The 17,896-nt window shown below is 60.0% G+C and carries 11 protein-coding genes and 1 pseudogene; 3 read left to right on the forward strand and 9 right to left on the reverse strand.

The genetic code is table 11. The features are described from left to right. Nucleotides 1-219 precede the first annotated feature (219 nt). The 6 genes from ABIC32_RS06960 to ABIC32_RS06985 form a co-directional block, all read right to left on the reverse strand. Nucleotides 220-2,457, reverse strand: a complete 2,238-nt coding sequence (locus ABIC32_RS06960) for a glycoside hydrolase family 65 protein (RefSeq protein WP_354073398.1) — start codon at nucleotides 2,455-2,457, stop codon at nucleotides 220-222. Nucleotides 2,458-3,271: 814 nt separating this feature from the next. Continuing rightward, nucleotides 3,272-3,730 (reverse strand): YihY/virulence factor BrkB family protein, encoded by a 459-nt coding sequence (locus ABIC32_RS06965; RefSeq protein ID WP_502909314.1) that lies wholly within the window; start codon nucleotides 3,728-3,730, stop codon nucleotides 3,272-3,274. 38 nt (nucleotides 3,731-3,768) lie between these two features. After that, the gene (locus ABIC32_RS06970; protein WP_354073400.1) at nucleotides 3,769-4,143 is read right to left on the reverse strand and encodes a YihY/virulence factor BrkB family protein; all 375 of its coding nucleotides are present in this window, start codon (nucleotides 4,141-4,143) and stop codon (nucleotides 3,769-3,771) included. 517 nt (nucleotides 4,144-4,660) lie between these two features. Further along, nucleotides 4,661-6,163, reverse strand: coding sequence for a phospholipase D-like domain-containing protein (locus tag ABIC32_RS06975; protein WP_354073402.1), 1,503 nt, complete (start codon nucleotides 6,161-6,163; stop codon nucleotides 4,661-4,663). A gap of 1,158 nt (nucleotides 6,164-7,321) precedes the next feature. Continuing rightward, complete coding sequence (locus tag ABIC32_RS06980) at nucleotides 7,322-7,693, reverse strand: response regulator (RefSeq protein WP_354073404.1); 372 nt, start codon at nucleotides 7,691-7,693, stop codon at nucleotides 7,322-7,324. 508 nt (nucleotides 7,694-8,201) lie between these two features. Beyond that, nucleotides 8,202-8,798, reverse strand: a complete 597-nt coding sequence (locus tag ABIC32_RS06985; RefSeq protein ID WP_354073406.1) for a DUF4142 domain-containing protein — start codon at nucleotides 8,796-8,798, stop codon at nucleotides 8,202-8,204. Between the two features lie 410 nt (nucleotides 8,799-9,208). Here ABIC32_RS06985 and ABIC32_RS06990 point away from each other — a divergent pair. Together ABIC32_RS06990 and ABIC32_RS06995 are read left to right on the forward strand one after the other, a co-directional pair. Continuing rightward, nucleotides 9,209-9,406: pseudogene (locus tag ABIC32_RS06990) on the forward strand (cold-shock protein); the annotation flags it as partial. A gap of 93 nt (nucleotides 9,407-9,499) precedes the next feature. Next, nucleotides 9,500-9,712 (forward strand): cold-shock protein, encoded by a 213-nt coding sequence (locus ABIC32_RS06995; RefSeq protein WP_354074114.1) that lies wholly within the window; start codon nucleotides 9,500-9,502, stop codon nucleotides 9,710-9,712. Between the two features lie 318 nt (nucleotides 9,713-10,030). Here the strand turns inward: ABIC32_RS06995 and ABIC32_RS07000 are convergent, their stop codons facing one another. After that, nucleotides 10,031-11,584, reverse strand: coding sequence for an HWE histidine kinase domain-containing protein (locus tag ABIC32_RS07000; protein WP_354073408.1), 1,554 nt, complete (start codon nucleotides 11,582-11,584; stop codon nucleotides 10,031-10,033). 1,788 nt (nucleotides 11,585-13,372) lie between these two features. Here ABIC32_RS07000 and ABIC32_RS07005 point away from each other — a divergent pair. Then, a complete protein-coding gene (locus ABIC32_RS07005) occupies nucleotides 13,373-13,549 on the forward strand; it encodes a DUF3606 domain-containing protein (RefSeq protein ID WP_354073410.1) in 177 nt (58 codons plus the stop codon). Nucleotides 13,550-14,363: 814 nt separating this feature from the next. Here ABIC32_RS07005 and ABIC32_RS07010 read toward each other — a convergent pair. After that, nucleotides 14,364-14,666, reverse strand: coding sequence for a plasmid stabilization protein (locus ABIC32_RS07010; protein ID WP_354073412.1), 303 nt, complete (start codon nucleotides 14,664-14,666; stop codon nucleotides 14,364-14,366). Between the two features lie 1,578 nt (nucleotides 14,667-16,244). After that, nucleotides 16,245-17,813, reverse strand: a complete 1,569-nt coding sequence (locus ABIC32_RS07015; protein ID WP_354073414.1) for a response regulator — start codon at nucleotides 17,811-17,813, stop codon at nucleotides 16,245-16,247. Nucleotides 17,814-17,896 lie beyond the last annotated feature (83 nt).

Consider the following 17,896-nt stretch of genomic DNA (forward strand, 5'->3'; position numbering starts at 1 on the left):
CCCCTGACCATCGCCTCGCACAATCCGGCCGACCTGCGCCTGTCGGCGCGCCTCGCGCTCAGTCTTCAAATCAAGTTGGCGGGCCGCCTCCGGCGACAAAGGCGTCGACGGTGTCTCCTGCGGGGATACTTCGTTGGACGGGGTGCTGGACGGGGTTCGGGGGCGGGCCATGGCAATCTCCTCAGAGGACAAAAAGATTTTCGCTCTCGACCGTTCCCGTCAGCGCACCGGCGTCAATTCGGCGCGGTCCGCCCCGTGATGAGCGACGAGGCGCATCGGACGCCCCCTCACCCAGACCCGTCCGATCTCGATCGCGGTCCACCCCTCCGGTAAGACGATCGGACGGCGGGGCCAGGTCAGGGGATCATCGTCGTCTATGACGACCCCCGTCAGTCCAAGCATTAGGCCCAGCAGCATTCCTCCCAGATTGGCGAAGAAGGGCCCCGCCTTGACCCGGCTGTCGGGATGATCAGGGCGGTACTCCAGGCATTGACGGAAGCGAGCCTGGTCGTATTGGGCGTACCCTTCTTCAAACAGCTTCAGGGCCAGGCGGCGGTCGCCCGCCATCGCGGCCCAGGTCGTGTAGAAGGCCGGGAACATCGGCGCCCCGACGTACTCGGCCCAGTGCTGTAGATAGAATTCCAAGGTATTGCGCCGCCCCCGCTCCGGAGCGGGGTGATCGTACGGGAACAGCCCTGCGAGCGGCGACGGCGTCGCTCCCTTCGGCTCGGACACCCGAAAATCATCATGGGCGGCGATCACCCCGTCGGCTCGGACCGGAAGATAGAGGTTTTCAGCGGTCTTCGCCCATTCCGGCGGAGCCGCTCGTCCCGTCTGCTCAGCCGCCCGGACCGCGCGCCACAGGACCTGTTTGGCCGCCATGATCGTGAAGGCGTCATTGTCAGGCGGCTCTGGAACCTCGGCTGGCCCCGTGGCGCGCAGGATTTCCAGTCCGCGCTTCGTCCGCGTTGTGCGGCTGACAATCCAATCCGCGACACCCGACAGCACCGGCCAGGCCTCTTCTCTCAGAAAAGCCTCGTCGCCGGTGACGTCGGCGTAAAGTCCAAAAGCGCGCGCGGTATGCAAGGAGCCATGGTCCTCGTGGGCGGCGCCGTCGCCGCCTCCGGGCGAGGCCTCCTGCCCGGATAGCGGCGCCGCCTCCCATGGGAACTGCACCCCGTCGCGCCCCGATAGCCGAGCGATGGATCGCGCCGCGCGCAGTCCGCGGGTTCGAAAGTCCAGGATCGCGCGCGCCGCGTCCGGCTGAAAGAACAGCAGCGGGGGGACGCAGAAGGCGTCGATGTCCCACATGACATGGCCAAAGTAGTAGTTGTAGTCATGCCAGGTCGCCAGACCGAAGATCGAGGTCGCGGAGGGAGACGCCTTGTGCGTTGAGCAGTTCAGGTAAAAGACTGCGGCGTCGATCATGGCCTGGTGTTCCTGTGTCGCCCCATGCACGAGGATCCGGCCCTTCCAGATCTCATCCCAGGCCTCGCGATTGCGTTGGCGCAAGGTTTCGAATCCGCTGGCGTGGGCGCGGGCCACGCGACGGACGGCCTCCTCGTCAGGCCGGTCGTGAAGAACCGAGGGCAGGATGGCGGCCAGCTGGCGCAGCCGCACCCGGCGTCCGGAACGCGCTCGCAGCTTATATTCACTGCGCAACGGTCCAGAGATGTCCCAGGATTTCACGGTCCGTTTCGCCGACCCGCCTGCCAAGTCCGTGGCGAGCGCAAGACCGCAGGTGCTGAGACCCCCGTCCGATTCCCACAGGAAGGAACCGTCACAAACCGGCTCGGGCTCCCCAGGGGTGTCGGTTCTGCGACGGACCATCCGTCCTCTTAATCCGCCTGTCTCGACCACGGCACGCAAGGCGATCTCACAGGGCTTATCGACGCTGACGCTGACCTCTTGCATTACGACAGAGGGCGCCGATCGACTGGCGAAGGTCAGGATCTCGACGTCAGCGATAATGCCCCCCGCTTCGAACCGAAAAGCGCTCGTCAACTCCCCGCTGGCGAAGTCGTAGGCTTGGACTAGGTTTGATACCGCGGACGGTTGGTCGCTGAGCCAAATGCTATTGAGAGCGATATCGCCGGCTAAGGGGTACGGGGCAGGCGCAGCGGCCTCGATCCGGCGTTCCGGATGCTCGCCCGCAAAACCGCTGACAATCATCATGCCGGCTTGGAGCGGCTGCTCACGCACGCGCAGGCCGATGACTCCGTTGCCGACATAGGCCGGCAAATCGCCATTGCGTGGGCCTCGTGCTTCAGGCGGATTGATCGGGCCCGTTGGGCTGTAAGCGGTGACCTTAGACATGAATGGGGCGGTCCGCGCGGATGTGTGCTTGGCTTTCACAGCGATCGTCGGTCCCCTCTCTTGCGCAGATAAGACCTCCGTCCTTTTCCTTCCCGACGTGATGTGGCAATGCGCCCAGCTTGGCGTCAGTGCGGTCGTCATTCTCCGAGGCGGCGGCCGAAACGATGGAGCGGAAAAAGGCCAAGCTCAACGCGAGCCAGAGCTGCTGGGAAATTTTAGCCTGCTCGTTTTTGGACGTGTCTTCGCCCCTCGTTTTAGCGGCCCGAACTCGGCATGAGTTTGTCCCAGGCTCATCAAGGACGGCCAAACCGACAAATGGCGACCGTCCGCCCAATGGGCGAGAGAAGATGCCCATTGTAGCGCAGGTGTAGGCGTTTCGCTTCACAACAAACCCTCTACGTCTCTGCCACTAACGCGAAAGGACGCGCCGAGTTTTCTTGATTCGTTTCCGAGCATTGAAACTCGGTCCTGTTCGTTGGGCTGCGAGCAAAGCGGGATGACCGACACCAATAAGCCTGGCCCATCCGAGAACACTTCCAACGACAAGCGTCACGGCGGCGCCCGAGACCCTGATCAGGAAGCAACCGACCAGCTCGGTAAAGCGCGCGGCAGCCCAGCCAGAGGTGGCGAAGACGCAGCCGGCGCCGGGAGCTCAAGCGGTTTCGGGAGGCGCTTGAACCCGCGGCTTTACAGGATCTCGCTCGGCCAGTTGGGCGACGGCGAGCGACAAGTTCATGTGCTTCTGAAACCGACGTTAGGCCGGAGACGCAGCAGTATCCTGAATGACGGCCTAAAAGACCATCTTGTCGCTCAAGGAGATTGGGGACAATGGCCCCATTGTCGTCGACACGCCCCCTGCGAAGTCTCAGGCGGCCGAGTTCGCGCCGGTGAAAGCTAGGGACGGCGGCGGCCCGGCACCGCTGAGGCTGCCGGGCGTTCGGCCGCAACAGCACAGTCATCTAGCTTCGCCCACGGTATCGGCCATCACCGCACCCCTCAGTCCGAGACGCCGAGGCGTACCCGTCGTGGTGTCCTTTGCAGTCTGATGCTCGATCTCGGCGTTCAGTTCGGCGCCCATCAAGAACACGATGCTCGACAACCAAGTCCAAGTCATAAAGCCAATCGTTGCGCCTAGAGTCCCGTATGTCTCGTCGTAGTTTCCAAACCGCGACACGTAAAAGGTGAAGGTCCCTGACATGGCTAGCCAGGCAACGGCGGCTAATATGCTGCCCCACGTCACCCATCGCCACCGGACACGGCTACGGCTTGAACCGAACCGATACAGAAGCGTCATGCCGACCACAACGCCGCTAAAGAGTACACTCCAGTATAAGATCGTCCAGAGGATTTGCATGATCGGGTTCGCCGCGCCGGTCCATCTGGCGCCGACGGCTGCAAGGCCGATCGCCGCCATCGCGAAAAGGATAAGCCCGACGGTGAAGGCGAGAGGGGTCAGGTCTTGGCAATGAAACCCCGCCTTTCCTCCTCTTCATAGGCGATATTCAAGCCGGTGACGATCGCCTTCATTGCTTTGTTGGCGCTCCACAGTGCGGTCAAGAGGCCGACTACGAAGGCGAGGGAAAGGCCTTCCTCGCCTGCAGCCGCGACCTTGACCATCTGACTTCCGATGAGATCAATGGCCGCAGCCGGCAGCACTGCGCTTAAAGCTTCGATATGGATTAAGGCGTCACCGACGTCGGCGACGAGGCCGTAAAGCGCAGCCAAGGCTGTGACGCCTGGAAACAGCGCGAGCAGGGCGTAGAAAGTGCATCCGGCGGCGATCAGCGGAACTTGGTCTTCGTTGAACTCCTGGTAGGTCCGGCTCAAGATATCTTTCCAGCCCCGGACAGGGATAAGGCTCGGCCGTTCGGCTTGACGTCCCCTACCGGTTTCGCCAGCCCTGGCCTCATTCGTCTCGGCGACCTTAGGCTTTTGGGATACCTCCCCCGGCAGTCGCTTAGGCTGCTCTGCCGCACGAGCGATAACAGGCATCCGCCTAATAATCTCGGCCGCTACAGCGCCCGCCATGAAGCTTAGGCTTAACGATTGAATACCGCGTCGCCGCCTGCGCCGATTGTCCATTGCTAGTTAATGGGACCATCGTCTGGACGTTCCGCTGATCTTAACCCCGCACTCCTCTTTCCTACAGACCGGCAGACCGGCAGACCGGCAGACCAACAACGCCTCCTAACCCTCGCTTTAGTCTACCCTTCCGCGGCCAGATCTGAGGTCAGGAAGACAGCTGAAGCTTCAGCGTTTCGAACGCGGGGAGATCCGACCGATGTCGTCGCTTCCCCTAGGCAGTCCGCTACTAGTCGCCAACCGTTGACGTGAACTGCTGCCTTCAACCGGTCGGAACGCCCATCTGGGGAGCTTCGACGTTCGCGCGTTCCAGTCGACGCACGGTCTCGGCCATTTTTCGGCGCATCAGCGCTGGCCGGCGCCACGGCCTCAAACTGTCGGCCGCTGATATCGGGTCGCCGAGATGGTGGGATGCGATGAAGGCCGCTACAGCGCCCAAAGGTTTGGCCCGGAGCGGCCTGAGACGGTCAAAACCCCTTTCCGCCAGGGCATCAATCCCGGATATCAAACTCCTTGATGTGGCGTCTTGGACCTCCGTCACAGTGCAACCAAGCCAATGGGCGATCAGCCGGCTTCGAAACACAGCGACGCAAGTGCTCGAACTCGTGTCGGTTGAGGGGCGCGTATCAAAGGACACGTCACATTCGGTGTCGAAACCTTCGGACCGATTGTTCATATTGCTCGACCCGAGCCGGACGAACCGATCATCAACTATGGCGAGCTTGGCGTGGACGATGATCGTTTGTCCGTCTTTCGTCACCGGACTGTAGGCCCGAAATCGTCCGTACCGATCAGCGTCTTCCAGTCGTTTCAGAAACACGGACCGGGTCTTATCCATCGTCATTTGATCGAACCAGCTCGGGGAATGCTGCGTCGATACGAGGATGACTTCGGGCCCATCATGCTCATCAAGGCGCTGAGCCAAGGCCGCGGCCACAATAGGCGAAGTGAAATACTGGTTCTCGAAATAAAGCCGCTTCCGCGCCGCCGCTATGGCGGCGAGCATCGCGGCTTCTCCTTCGCGGCGTTCAGGCAAATCCTTCCACGGCGCCTGCGTACGGGAAATCCCCACAGCGATGTTTTGGAAATCCGGCTCCACATCATCGGGCCAGACATCGTCTAGCGGGGCCTCGCCCATAGGGAGTTCGTCACCCGTGGCGCGTAACCATCGCTCCCGAAAAAGCGCCCCAAGCGCCGCGGCTGCCGGACCATCCATCATCGCCATCACTTCATGACGGCAGTCATAGCAAGGCGAGCCCTTAGGCGATTTTGCCCGACGCGGATCGGGATGCAGATGTTCCGGACTGTCCCATCGATCAGGCCCAATATCGCAACTGCCGCAGAAGGCCACGGCGTCATCGATGACGATGAGCTTCTGATGATGGGACGCACCTAAGGGAAGAGAACCATCCAACAGGAAGCTGACACGGGTTTTTGCGAAGAATCGACGGCTGCGCAAAGGAAAAAAACGCTGAGTGGCGGCGACTGGAAGAGCGGCCTGCCAGCAGAGGATGCGGATGTCGAGTTCAGGGCGCGCCTCCGCCAGCGCATTGAGAAAGGGACCGATCCGCAACGGTCCATGCTCCCCGATCGCATCATGGTCGATGACGGTGTCAGGATCGAACGCCCAGTTCAGAAAGTAAATCGAACGCGTCGCGTTCTCCATGGCAGCTTTCGCCGCCGCGAGATAGGGCTCCATATCGACGAGCAATGCGACGCGTGGCACAGCATCCACACGCCAACACGTCGTTCCAGCCTCGAGCATCGGTCACCTCATGTCGTTCTGGAAATCGCCGGGACGGCCGTTGAGGCCACCGCCGTGTCCGGCGAAATTACCGCAGGCCTTTTCCCGACGCCAGCGTCTCTCTGTATCGATCAGTCCGGCCTAGCGATCTGCTGACGACGCGTTGATCGCACTCACGAAACATCGCTATCGCCAACACACCGCAATCATCCCTACGTGTACGATTCGTCGCGACGGTCTTGGCACAACTAACCCAGGCACGAGCGTCTTGAGCCGCCCTCATTTGTTGTACGGCAGCGCTTGGGACGCCCGCCGCCCCACCCCCATCTTCATCTGTCTAACGATCGGAGACCGGTATTTAAAATGGGTGGTGATTGGACTCGGGACGGAGCCGTGCTGGATCAGATTAAAGACACCATTTTGGACGGTGTCCTAGCCGCGAGATCACGCATGCCCATCGGTGAAGGTACGGAAGATTGTGTGGAATGTGGCGACCCAATCCGGTCGTGACGGTTGCGTGGCGACCCCCGGCATCAACCGGCGCGGGAGACCGCTAGAATGATTGCACGAAATGTTCCTAGGCGAATTCCCTCGGTGCTGAAGGCGAACGCGGGCGCGTGCACTAATGGCGATCTCCTATGTCGCCAGCGCTCAAACCTCGCAGATCGGAACATGACAAGACTTTGCGGGTTGTAAAGTTGGGTCGTTCCCAGCTGACCTGTCGGTGATACTGGGCCGTCATCCTCGAGGATGGCGGCCATCACTTGTTCCGAAGCCCTGCGATAGTGTGATCGCCGATAAACGGATTAGCTCGAGACTTGAGCCTGGGATGGCATGTCCACATCCACATTGGAGCAAGACTCTGGCTCGGTGGACCGCCTTTGGGAGCCGCACGAACTGGCGGATTCGGCGGAACAAGAAGGAGCGCATTGGGAACTCTTCTTCGAGACCGTTTGGGACGGCAGGTTTCTATGCTGCACGACTTAAGTCGCCGCCCCTTCAGGGTGACGGATTTGGCCTCCTTATCTCTTTGTGCTGAGTACCGATCGATTGGGTCCCCTTCAACAGACTAGATCAGCTTGTCTGTTGGCCGGCCGCAGTGTGATTGGCTTATCTGTGACAAACTTAAGATCCGGGGCGGCGTTCATTGTTTGCGGTTCCGTCCCTTCGATATATCGTTCAGGTTCGCAGAGTTGTCTCTGTGTTGAGCAGCGACGCAACGGCGTTGATGATCTGGGCCGCAACAAACGGCTTCTCAATGAGAATGCTATCGGGGACGCCCTGAGCGCGCCAGTCATGGCTGCTATCGCCGGTCACATAAACCACCGGCAAACTCGGGTTCATTTCGCGAGCAGACCGGGCGACATCCCAGCCCGTAGCTTCTTCGCCTAGATTCACGTCAGTCACGAGAGCGCGGCACCCTCCGCCGAACTCGGCAAAAAGGTCATTGGCTTCTGCGGCTGAAGATGCCGATTTGTGGGCGAACCCACCATCCTCGAGCGCTTGTTCAATCGTAAGCATGACAAGCGGGTCGTCATCGACGACGAACACACACACAGCGTCTGGCAACTAAATCTCCCGGGCAGGACGGACCGCATAATCCGATTTTACGTGCTGTGTTCCCCGCCAGATCATCAGCCACATCCTGTGCGCCAAACACGACACTAACGTGCAGTCGGCAGGGGGGTAAGCTCGTCACAGCGGGAGGACATGGGCCCGCTCATAATGTCCATTATGAACGCTCCTGATCGGCGTCGCGAAAACTACAAAGGGCGGGTCGGGACACTCGAGAGCCTCACGCACCATCAAAGAAAAATCATCAATCCGGCCAGGCTTTGCCATGATACTGAACCCCACATCCGCCTCTTTCACTTCGTGAATTTCAGACGCTGAGCTCAAGCGGGCCAATAAGTCAGTCATTCAATCTTTCCTCGCTGGAACTGCTGATCACTCTCCGGCAAATCTGGCCTATAGCTCCAAATTAGCAAACCCGACCTAGCATAGTCGCCTTAGCGACCGCCGTCCGTGAGAACGGCGGCCGTTTCGCTCGGTCGTGGTGCTAGTTCATCGCGTCAAGCAAGGTTTGGGCGCGGTCACGGTGCATCGTGACGGGTGCAATCAGCTCGCGAGCCAGACTGGCTAGGCCGGGCGCTTCAGCATTGTCGGAAAAACCATTCAGTAGTGTCAGGGTTTCGTTGTGAGCAGCGACTTGCTGATTGAGATAGATCTTGTCGAAATCATCAGGCGTCGCCGCATTCAGATTATCGACCAAGCCTTTCCGACGCTCGTCAAGCGCAGTCGGGATCGCAAGATCCGGCTCAGCAGCCACGGCTGCGGTCTGTAGCTTCTGGCCGGCGTCCGTATGGTCCTTGCTAATCATTGCGGCAAGCGCCTTGACGTCAGGATTCTTGGCTTTGGCCGCCGCTACTTTAGCTGCTTCCAACTCATACATGTTGCCGATGGCCAAGTTGGTGACGAAGCCGTCGACCGTATTGGCACCCATGGTCATCGCTGAGGTCTGGCCAACGATGCCCGATGTGGCGTCCTGAGTGGCGTTAACGGCTTCGCTTGTGTTCTGATCCGCGCTGTCGCCGCCCTGATTACAGGCTGCGAGAACAGCCATCGAAGCGACGCTGGCTATGGCGAGATATTTCATAGAATGAGTGTCCCTATAAACTCCGGGGAAACCCATTGAAGGCACGTCAGTTCCAACAAGAACCCGTCACGCTCGCCCACCTGCTTTGGAATCCGCCGCCAACGAAAGCGCCCTATTTCTGCAAGGCTGGGTTCAGCATCATCGCATATTGGGAACTATCGGCCACACCGGTTGATTTTTGGTGTCGGAGCCGGTCTTGAAGTGGGGCGGCCCGGCAAATGAGCCACCTTGTGGGAGGGACGGTCTATCCCTCTCCTGGGTTCGGCTGTCCGTCGCTAAAAACGATATCGGCGAAAACCTTCATTCTACACTGGGGTCGAGCGGGGGGGGGGCCGATCGGGCAAGTGCTGGCGTCCTGATCGGTCGTGAGATAGGTCGACAGGTTTCAAGATCTGATGGAGACGTCTGTAATGGCGCGCGGCACCGTTAAATTCTTCAATTCCGCGAAGGGGTTCGGTTTCATCTCGCCGGAGAATGGGGGACAGGACGTCTTTGTCCATGTTTCGGCCGTGCAACAGAGTGGCCTTGTCGGTATCGATGAAGGCGACCAGATAGCATACGAGCTCGAACAGGATCGCCGATCTGGCAAATCATTCGCGGTCGATCTCGTCATGATCAGCAAAGGCGCCGGCTCGGTCCGCGCGCCTATTCCGCGTCGTTTCGACAACGCCCCGCGTGACCGACGCGACGGCGGCGATCACATGGGCTCCGGAGACGGCGTGGTGAAGTGGTTCAACCCAATCAAAGGTTTTGGCTTTATCGCTCCAAGCAACGGCGGTCCCGATGTCTTCGTCCACGCCTCGACGGTTGAGCGCGCCGGTTTGTCCGGTCTGAACGACGGACAGGCGGTCATCTACGATCTGGAAAAGTCGCGCGCTGGCAAGGCGTCCGCCATTAACCTGCGAGTCCTCTGACCAGTAGGAAGCGCGGATCCGGATCGCACTGTTCAGCCGGATCCAACCCTCCTGCTAGGTCTTTGTCGGGAGACCGCGAGTTCAATTTCGAGTTTCGTCAGGCTTCCCGCCTCGTAGGTTGTCTGGAAATCGCAGCGGCCAACAGCGTGTCTTCCTGCGCTATCGACGACAGACGATTTGCGAATATCCGCCCCGTAGTTCTACCGCGACATGCGCACCAAACGAGTTAGATTTTGGTGGGCGAGCGGGGCGAGCGTCAAAGAACGAAGCTTGGCATTTTGGTCCTCCTTCACATTGTTGGAGAACTGAGAGCGAACGTCAGACTGGAAAAACGACTTCACACGTCAACCCGCTCTGATTCCAGCTCTTAGTGACCTCGGCTTTCAGTTGTTCAGCAAGGCTGGCGATCAAAAGCGTGCCGAAGCCTTCGCGTTGCGGCTGAGCCAAGCCTGCTCCTCCCGTCTCCCGCCAGATCAAATGGACCTGACCACCCCCGAGCGTCCAAGTCACCGAGACCCTTCCGGCGGGGTGGCTGCATGCGCCGTATTTGTTAGCGTTTGTGGCAAGCTCGTGGACCAGCATGCTTAGAGGCTGCACCTGGGTTGGAGCCAAATAAACGGGCGGCCCTTCATAGCTGATCTGCTCCCTCGGGCACATCGCCGTAAGTTCGTCCTGAACGACGTCCCGCAGACAGCCGTCTTCCCAATGCCGGTTGGCGAGCGAGGTATGGGCGCGAGCAATCGCACTGATGCGGCCGGAGAGGACAGTTTTGTAGACTTGAAGGTCGTCGGCCTTGGTGAGCCGCACCAACGATTGCACCACTGCCATGACGTTGCGTGCGCGGTGATCAACCTCGCGCATGAGGAGTTCACGTGCTTCCTCCACCTTCTTTTCATCGGTGATGTCGCGCACCTCGATGATCGTGCCGACCACCTTAGCTTCTTCATCATGGACAGGACTGGCGGTGAAGGCGACGGGGTAGAAACGACCAGATTTGTGAACGAAGACCTCCTCGCCCTGAGTATTGGCGTTCTCAGGAAAGGCCCGGTCGATGGCGCATTCGTGCAGCGGGAACGGTGATCCGTCTGGGCGCGTGTGATGAATAACGTCATGCAGAGGACGACCCAGCACTTCGGCTAGCGTAAATCCAGTCAGCCGTTCGGCGGCTAAATTCATGTAGATGCAGTGCTGCATCTCGTTCATCAGAAAAATCGACACGCTGGCATTGTCCAGCACCGCGCTCAGGCGCCGTTGCGTGTCCCGCAGTCGAACTTCGGTCGACTCCCGCCGGACAATCTCGGCCTTGGCGCGCTCGTAAAGCTGAGCGTTATCTATTCCTACCGCCGCATGTTGCGATATGCCCGCAGCGACCCGCTCGTGCCAATCGCTAAAGCGGCCAGGCTCGCCGTGCCCAAAGAACAATCCTCCGATCACGTCCCCGGACCGAGACTTCACCGGAACCGCAAGATAGCTCCGCACCGACAGGTGGCCCGAAGGCATTCCATAGTGGGGCGCCCATTGGCCGTATCGCGGATCAGCTGTGATGTCGTCTGATCGAACAACACTAGTGCCCTTGAACGTCGGCTCGAAGACTGGTGTGGCGCGTGGGTGGGGGTAACTGGAAAACGCGCTGCGCTCGGCACCCGAAAGAGAGTACAGGTTCAACGCCTCACCATCCTCGCCGATGACGTTGTAAAAGAACGCACCAAACTGTGCGCCTGTCAGTTCCACCGCGATATCGACTACGGTCTGCACGAGGGCGTCGAGTTCAAGGTTGGCCGCGATCAGCCCAGCGGTTTGGTTGATTGCACGAACGGCGCGAAGCTCATCGGAACTTGAGTCGGCATCTAAGAGAGAGATAACGCTAGACATCTAAAGTCGACCGCCCGTGATGGCACAGCGCACATGCCGAAGGTGGAGATCTTAGTCACCCGACATCACAAGAGAAGCTTAATTCTCGGAGCTTGGGCACCGATCGGTTGCCGCCTCAATTCAACACGCACTCAAGCGAGCGTGTCCATGCACCACACTACGCCCGCTCGCCGTAGGCTCGTGGGGGGTGGTAAGGACGATCACTCCAACGTGACATTCCCGAATGAGGCGGCGTTGCTTGCAGTCACAACCTGATTGCGCCGGGTTGAGCAACGTTTAGCATTCCCTAAACCAGACGATGCTCCATCCGGTGCAAGGAATGTACCGCCCTAGACATGTAGCGCATTCGCTAAACGCGTTGATGCATGGCCATGGGGCAAGTTAGCGTTGCGGCCACACCAGTGTTCGATGTGCCCCATGCTGGAGTAAGCCGAAGGTCCGCTTTCGTCGCGTCAAGCACCGCGAAGCGGACGAGATCGACATATCTGGCGTAGTCTCTGCAAGGTCGAGCAAAGGAAACCGCCAGCGTCCCATATCAGGCCGATTGCATCATGAGTCTTCAGTCAAGCGCCCATCCCCTTTTGCCGCCAAATCACTCTGGATCATGCGAGGCCACGCCCCATGAAGTCAAAACCTTTGAGGATCGGGAGCTGGAGGATTTGATCTTCAGTTGGCGGCGGGTGGCGGATCCGAAGCTGCGCCGGATCGCCCTTGATCTCGTGCGTTCGATGGCGTCATAGCCGTGCCGGTTCTACGAGAGGCAGGACCCAGCAACTGGAACTCTCTTAATGACGTGCACCACTGGGCGTGCTTCAGACATCGCTTCGGCCAAGGTTATCTTGCCCTCTTCGTTGAGGATGAACCAAGTTGCGGCTACCTCGGCGACATCGCTCGCTGACAACATGCGATTGTCTGTCGACTGAGATGTTCGACATTGACGACACCGCTGATCCGTACTTTGACCCATGGATCGGTGCCGACCTTACTTCTATGTTGAGAGCGCGCGCCGAGAAACTAACTGTCTTGTAGGCACTGAAGGGCCGACCCTCACCCAGGTCGTTCGGCTTGAGATGCGGTTCCGTTAAGCAAGTCTTCGCCAATGGCTTTAAGCCCCCTAGCCCTTCATGCAAAAACTCCGCGGCCCCAATACCAACTGATAAAAGCGCATAGGCAAGGAGGCGGTTAGTTCGAAAGGTTGTGTCTGCGCTGTAGGACGCCCGTTTAGCATTCCGTCCGCATCGTCGTCTGGGCGATAAAATTACCCGTACTCTGCGGCGTAGATTGTGCTTTTACGACAAGTTAATCGGAACGCCTTTGTCACGCGATATGCACTAATTGGCTGGACCGTAACTCATACCAAGCAGAACGAAAGGCCGCCGGCCTCGCAGGGACGGCGGTAGGGTTCAGGTAACAGATGAAGCGATTTCGCGATCGGCCCACCTCCACAACCGCGTAACGTCGTGCAGGTTTCGGAAGAACTGAAACCATGGCGCCACGGAAGGCCCCCATCAATTCTCAGGCCGGCATCTGCCTGAAGTGCCGCGCGCGTTTGACCAGACGGCAGGTCGTTCAGTCATCGTGGTGACTATCGACGATGCGTTAGGACCAACCGCACCTTCGTTGACGACACTGAATCTGAAGACGCCTTTGACATGGAGGCGATCGCGTCGCTGCCCGATTGAACTATCATAGACCTGTCGCGGCGCGGTCTGCTCGAGTGACCAGTTCTAGACACGGGAACAGGGCGACGGGCGCGTGTGTTTTTCTTCGATCAATAGGAGAGAAAGCATGACGGACGACAAATCCAAACGGGGCGGCGCGGATCGCCAGCGCATCAGCCTGACCGAAGATTATGAGGTCCGAGACTGGGCGGCCAAGTTCAACGTGAGCGAAGAACGTCTTCGCAAAGCGGTCGAGAAGGTCGGCAGTCAGGCGGATGCAGTCGAACAGGAGCTGCGGGGCTGATGAAAACCGATCAGGAAGCCGAGGCCGCTCTGCCGCCGGGGGTGGCGAAGGGTCTTCGTCTGGACACGACCCCAGCAGACCAGCAGCTGCAGGCGGGAGGTATCGGTCCCGGCGGGCAGGTCGGCCCGGACCCGGCGACTCGGCGACTTCAGGAAGGTCGAACTTACGCTACGGAGGAGACGGCCGGTCACGAGGGGCCAATATCAGACTTGCCGGGCGCAGCAAGTCCGACCCGCCCGTATGAGGACGGCAGCGCTGCTGCGGCTGCGACAACGGCATCCCCGAAGAAGGAGAGCACGTGATGGAAACCTTCCCTTGGGGGTTTGTCATCATTGGCGGACCAATTATTCTTCTCTGTGTCATGGCTTATGGCTACTTACGTGGCGCGAAGCGCGAACGAGAGATTGATCCCCACACCCCAGGCGATGACCCTTCGAAAGGGATGGAGTAGGCTCGACGACGACGGCGCGGATGTCTCCACACCGGGCCCGGCCTGCCAAGATCCGGCCGAACGCTACCTCTCCGCCAGCGCTTCACCACACCATGGATATGGCGAAGGCCGATGCTCGACAGTCGGCAATCTGGTGCGGGAGACGTTTTTTGGACCGTGCGCTATAATCGGATGCACGAGCCCGTCCTGGCATCGGATCGATAGAGTATGCCGTCTTCCAATAAGCTGGTCTTCGACGAAGAAGGCCATAGGCTGCGCCTAAGGGCGTGGGCGGCGCGGCTGTAGACGGCGTCCAGAGCGGTGCGCTCACACCTAAAAGACCAAGGGGACGGAACGGCCGAAAACCGACCCGGCGCCCAATCCCTAGTCGGCCTTTTTGCGACGGGTCTCCCAGCCTTTTTTGGCTGCTGCGGAGCGGTCCGCCGGGGACCTAGACGCGGAGGCCGCGCCGCCCTTTTTTCCACCCTTATGCGCAGCGGGATGTCCGGTCTTCTTGCCCCGGCCCGATCCGGACTTCTTGCCCCCGCCATCATCCTTGTTGACCGTCGCCCAAGCTCTGCGTTCGGCTTCTTTCTCGGATACGCCGCGTTCCTCGTAACCTTCGGCGATGTGGTCGGCTTTTCGTTCTTGCTTATCCGTATAGGCGGACTTGTCTCCACGAGGCATGGCGTTTCTCCTTTCAGAGTAGAAAGAGCAGATCATGCGTAGAGTTCCTCGCGCCGAAAAGGTTTGTGTACCTTGTCTCCACGTCAGGGCCGCCTTACGGTCTGATCAGGGATGGCCTTTCGTGCCGCCGTTGCTGGATGAGATGGTATGGCGACCGAGTAGCCAAGGCGTCAGCGATCGAAACCCGCGCAAGCATGCGCGAGGATGAGGGGCTGACATAATGACGCTTTGCCGCTAGAGCGCCGCCGTCGCAGTTCGTGCTGGAACAGCGTCACGCGGTCTCGTCGGTGAGACAACCGAGAAGGTATCTGGGGCGAAACGCGATCCCGTCGAAACCCTCCGCATCGGCTTGGCTCGGCAACCGCGATCTTCTGCGGCGCGGTATGTGGGGCGCCAATGCGTCAGAATCGGCCAGGCGCAGCCGACCGCGCTGACGGATAGACCGACCGGCGACAGATCGGAGTCTCCCGATCGAACCGTGGCCAGACCATCGCCCTCTCGCTGCGGACTATGGCGCAGTTGATCTCGACGACTTGCGGCGCAGCAGATGGCGGATCCGGTCGTAGCTGCGGCCGGTTGACGCGCAGGAGAGGGTCTGACCTTCGGCCAGCCGTTGCAGCTCGCGCGTGGCGGCAGCGGCCCTCGCATCCGGACACGGATGGCCAGGCGAGTAGGTTTCGTCGTTCTCGCGGGCGGCGACGGCGTGTAGATGAATGCGGGCGCCATCTTTGCAGCGCAGGGTGTCGCCGCCTATGATGCGAGCGACGATACAGGAAAACCGCAGCGCTTCGAGCTCCGCCGACTGATCGAGTATCGACCGCCCCCTCCCCCGGCAACTGCGCCGCCGGTGGCGCCAGACGCTCGACGCGCGGCCAGTTCAGCACCACCAGGAGGGTGAACAGCGCCACGACGACGATCAAGAGCCAGAACGGGATACGGCGTCAGAAACGGCGCAACGGCGAGGTCTGTAGCGCGGAAGGCGGCAAGACGCACGGACCGACGCTAGTCGGCGGCCGGTTTACATAGCTTCTCCTAACCGGCGTGTAGCTCCTAACCATAGATAGATGTCTGGCGTTCAACTCTCCCTATTCGCGGCCATAGACCGGTCCTACGCAGGCGAGGGTCGTGCAGGGTTCAGCGACTGCGGCGAAGCGACGAGATCAGGCCAGCGATGGCGCTGATCAAGGTTGCGAGGGCGAGGACTAGGTCGGGCGTTATGGACATGGGCGATCTCCTTTGCCGTGAGTATCGGCCTGCCGCGGACCACCGCCGGGAGATCGCTTTATCTAGACGTCAAAGCCGGTCGTAAGCTCAACTCCCGCCTGAACTTGCAAATCGGATAATATGCGCGAGGAAGAGAACGAACACTTTTCTTCAGTAACCCTTCCATCGAATGGCGCTTAGGCGCAAAGCACCCTTTCCTCGCCTGGGATGGCGGGTCCGCAAAGCGCCGACAGCGACATTCTCAATGTGCCGATGACGTGACATTCGGAAGCCCTGAAAAACGTCTGAAGGCCGGTGCTAGGCGCAAGTCTGTTCTCGAGACTGTGGGAATGCTAGTTCCACGTCGAATAAGGTCTAACAGCAGACATCAGTAGGGGCGGCAGCCGTGGTGGAAGCGAGCGCCAACGAGAGTTTGGCCGCCAAATCGTTCTGATCAAAGGGTTTTCGGACTATTCGAACTTCAGTCGTAGCAGCCAAGGCTTCAAGATCAGCATAGCCCGTCGCAAAAAGGATCGGGAAGCCTGGTCTTCGGGTTGTCATCTCTCTAGCGACCTCTCCGCCATTCATACCCGGCATGGCGAAATCCAGCACGACGGCTTGGATGCCCGGGTGCTGATCAAAAAGATCCAATGCCGCGCCGCCGCTACCGGCCTCGATGACACGATAGCCCAGATCAACAAGGAAACCGGACGTCACGGCCCTGACTGCGTCGTCGTCATCGACGACCAGAATGGTCGTGTCAGGGCGCGGCGTGAGGTTGATGGGAGCGACAGGGAGGGTCTCAGTCTGCGGATTGGCGGCTGCGCGGGGCAGAAAGATCCTGATTGTCGTGCCGTTCCCGATCGTTGTCTCGATGGTGACGCCGCCACCGGATTGCTTCGCCAAACCGTACACTTGGCTCAGCCCCAGGCCGGACCCCTTACCCACCGCCTTCGTTGTGAAGAACGGCTCGAACACCCTCGCGAGCACCTCGTCGGACATGCCTGAACCATCGTCCGCCACCGACACCATCACGTAGTCTCCGGCAGGAGGCTCTTCGGGGGTCAAGGGCGTGCGCGCGACAACGTTCGCGGTCTGGATTTTAAGCGTTCCGCCGACATTCATTGCGTCGCGCGCGTTTATAGCAAGATTGAGGATGACCATTTCGATCTGGGTAGGATCAATCATGGCCGGCCACAGGTCGTCTGCGAGCTCTGGCTCTAAGATACGGACGGTCCCGCCGATGGTGCTTTGGAGAAGGTCCTTCATGCTGCAAACGGTCTCATTGAGGTCGATCGGTCGCGGCTCAAGTTTCTGCCGGCGCGAGAAAGCCAGCATCTGGGCGGTCAACTGCGCGCCTCTGCGAGAGGCTTCAGCGATCATGGACAACCGCCTCGTAAGGGTTGGATCTTCAGTCCGTTTCTGGATCTGCTCGACGTTGCCGATGATTACCGTCAGCAGATTGTTGAAGTCGTGGGCCACCCCAGAGGTTAGCTGCCCCACAGCCTCAAGGCGTTGAGCCTGGCGCAGGGCATGTTCGGCTTTTTCACGTTCGGTGATTTGATCGGCGAGTTGTCGGTTGGCGGCTTCGAGTTCGCTGGTTCGCTCCAGGACGCGACGTTCCAACAGCGCTTCGCCACGCCTGATCTCATCAATACGCTCACGCGCCTCATACTGGCGGCTTCGGCCGCGCAGGGCGGTGCGGACCGCGCTGACAAGGGTGGTGGGATGGAAGGGTCGCTCCAAAAAACCCACATTGCCGAGCATCTGCGAAAGCCGTTGGGCCAGCGGGTTGCGCTCGACGCTGCCGCCGCGCTGGGTCAGAATCAGGAAGGGAAAGTCCGACCATGACGGTTGCCTTTCGATCCATTTCGAAAGCCCGCTGAGGTCGGCCGAGCGCAGGACGTCCTCAACGACGATCGCCAAGCCGGCGCCTTCATCCATGCGAGCTAAGAGATCGTCGATATCGCGGCAGAGAAGCGCCGGACACCCCGCCTCTGAGAGGATCGCGAGAGCGATCGCTCCGT

It is taken from the genome of Brevundimonas sp. 1080 (genome assembly GCF_040545985.1).
Lineage (GTDB): Bacteria > Pseudomonadota > Alphaproteobacteria > Caulobacterales > Caulobacteraceae > Brevundimonas.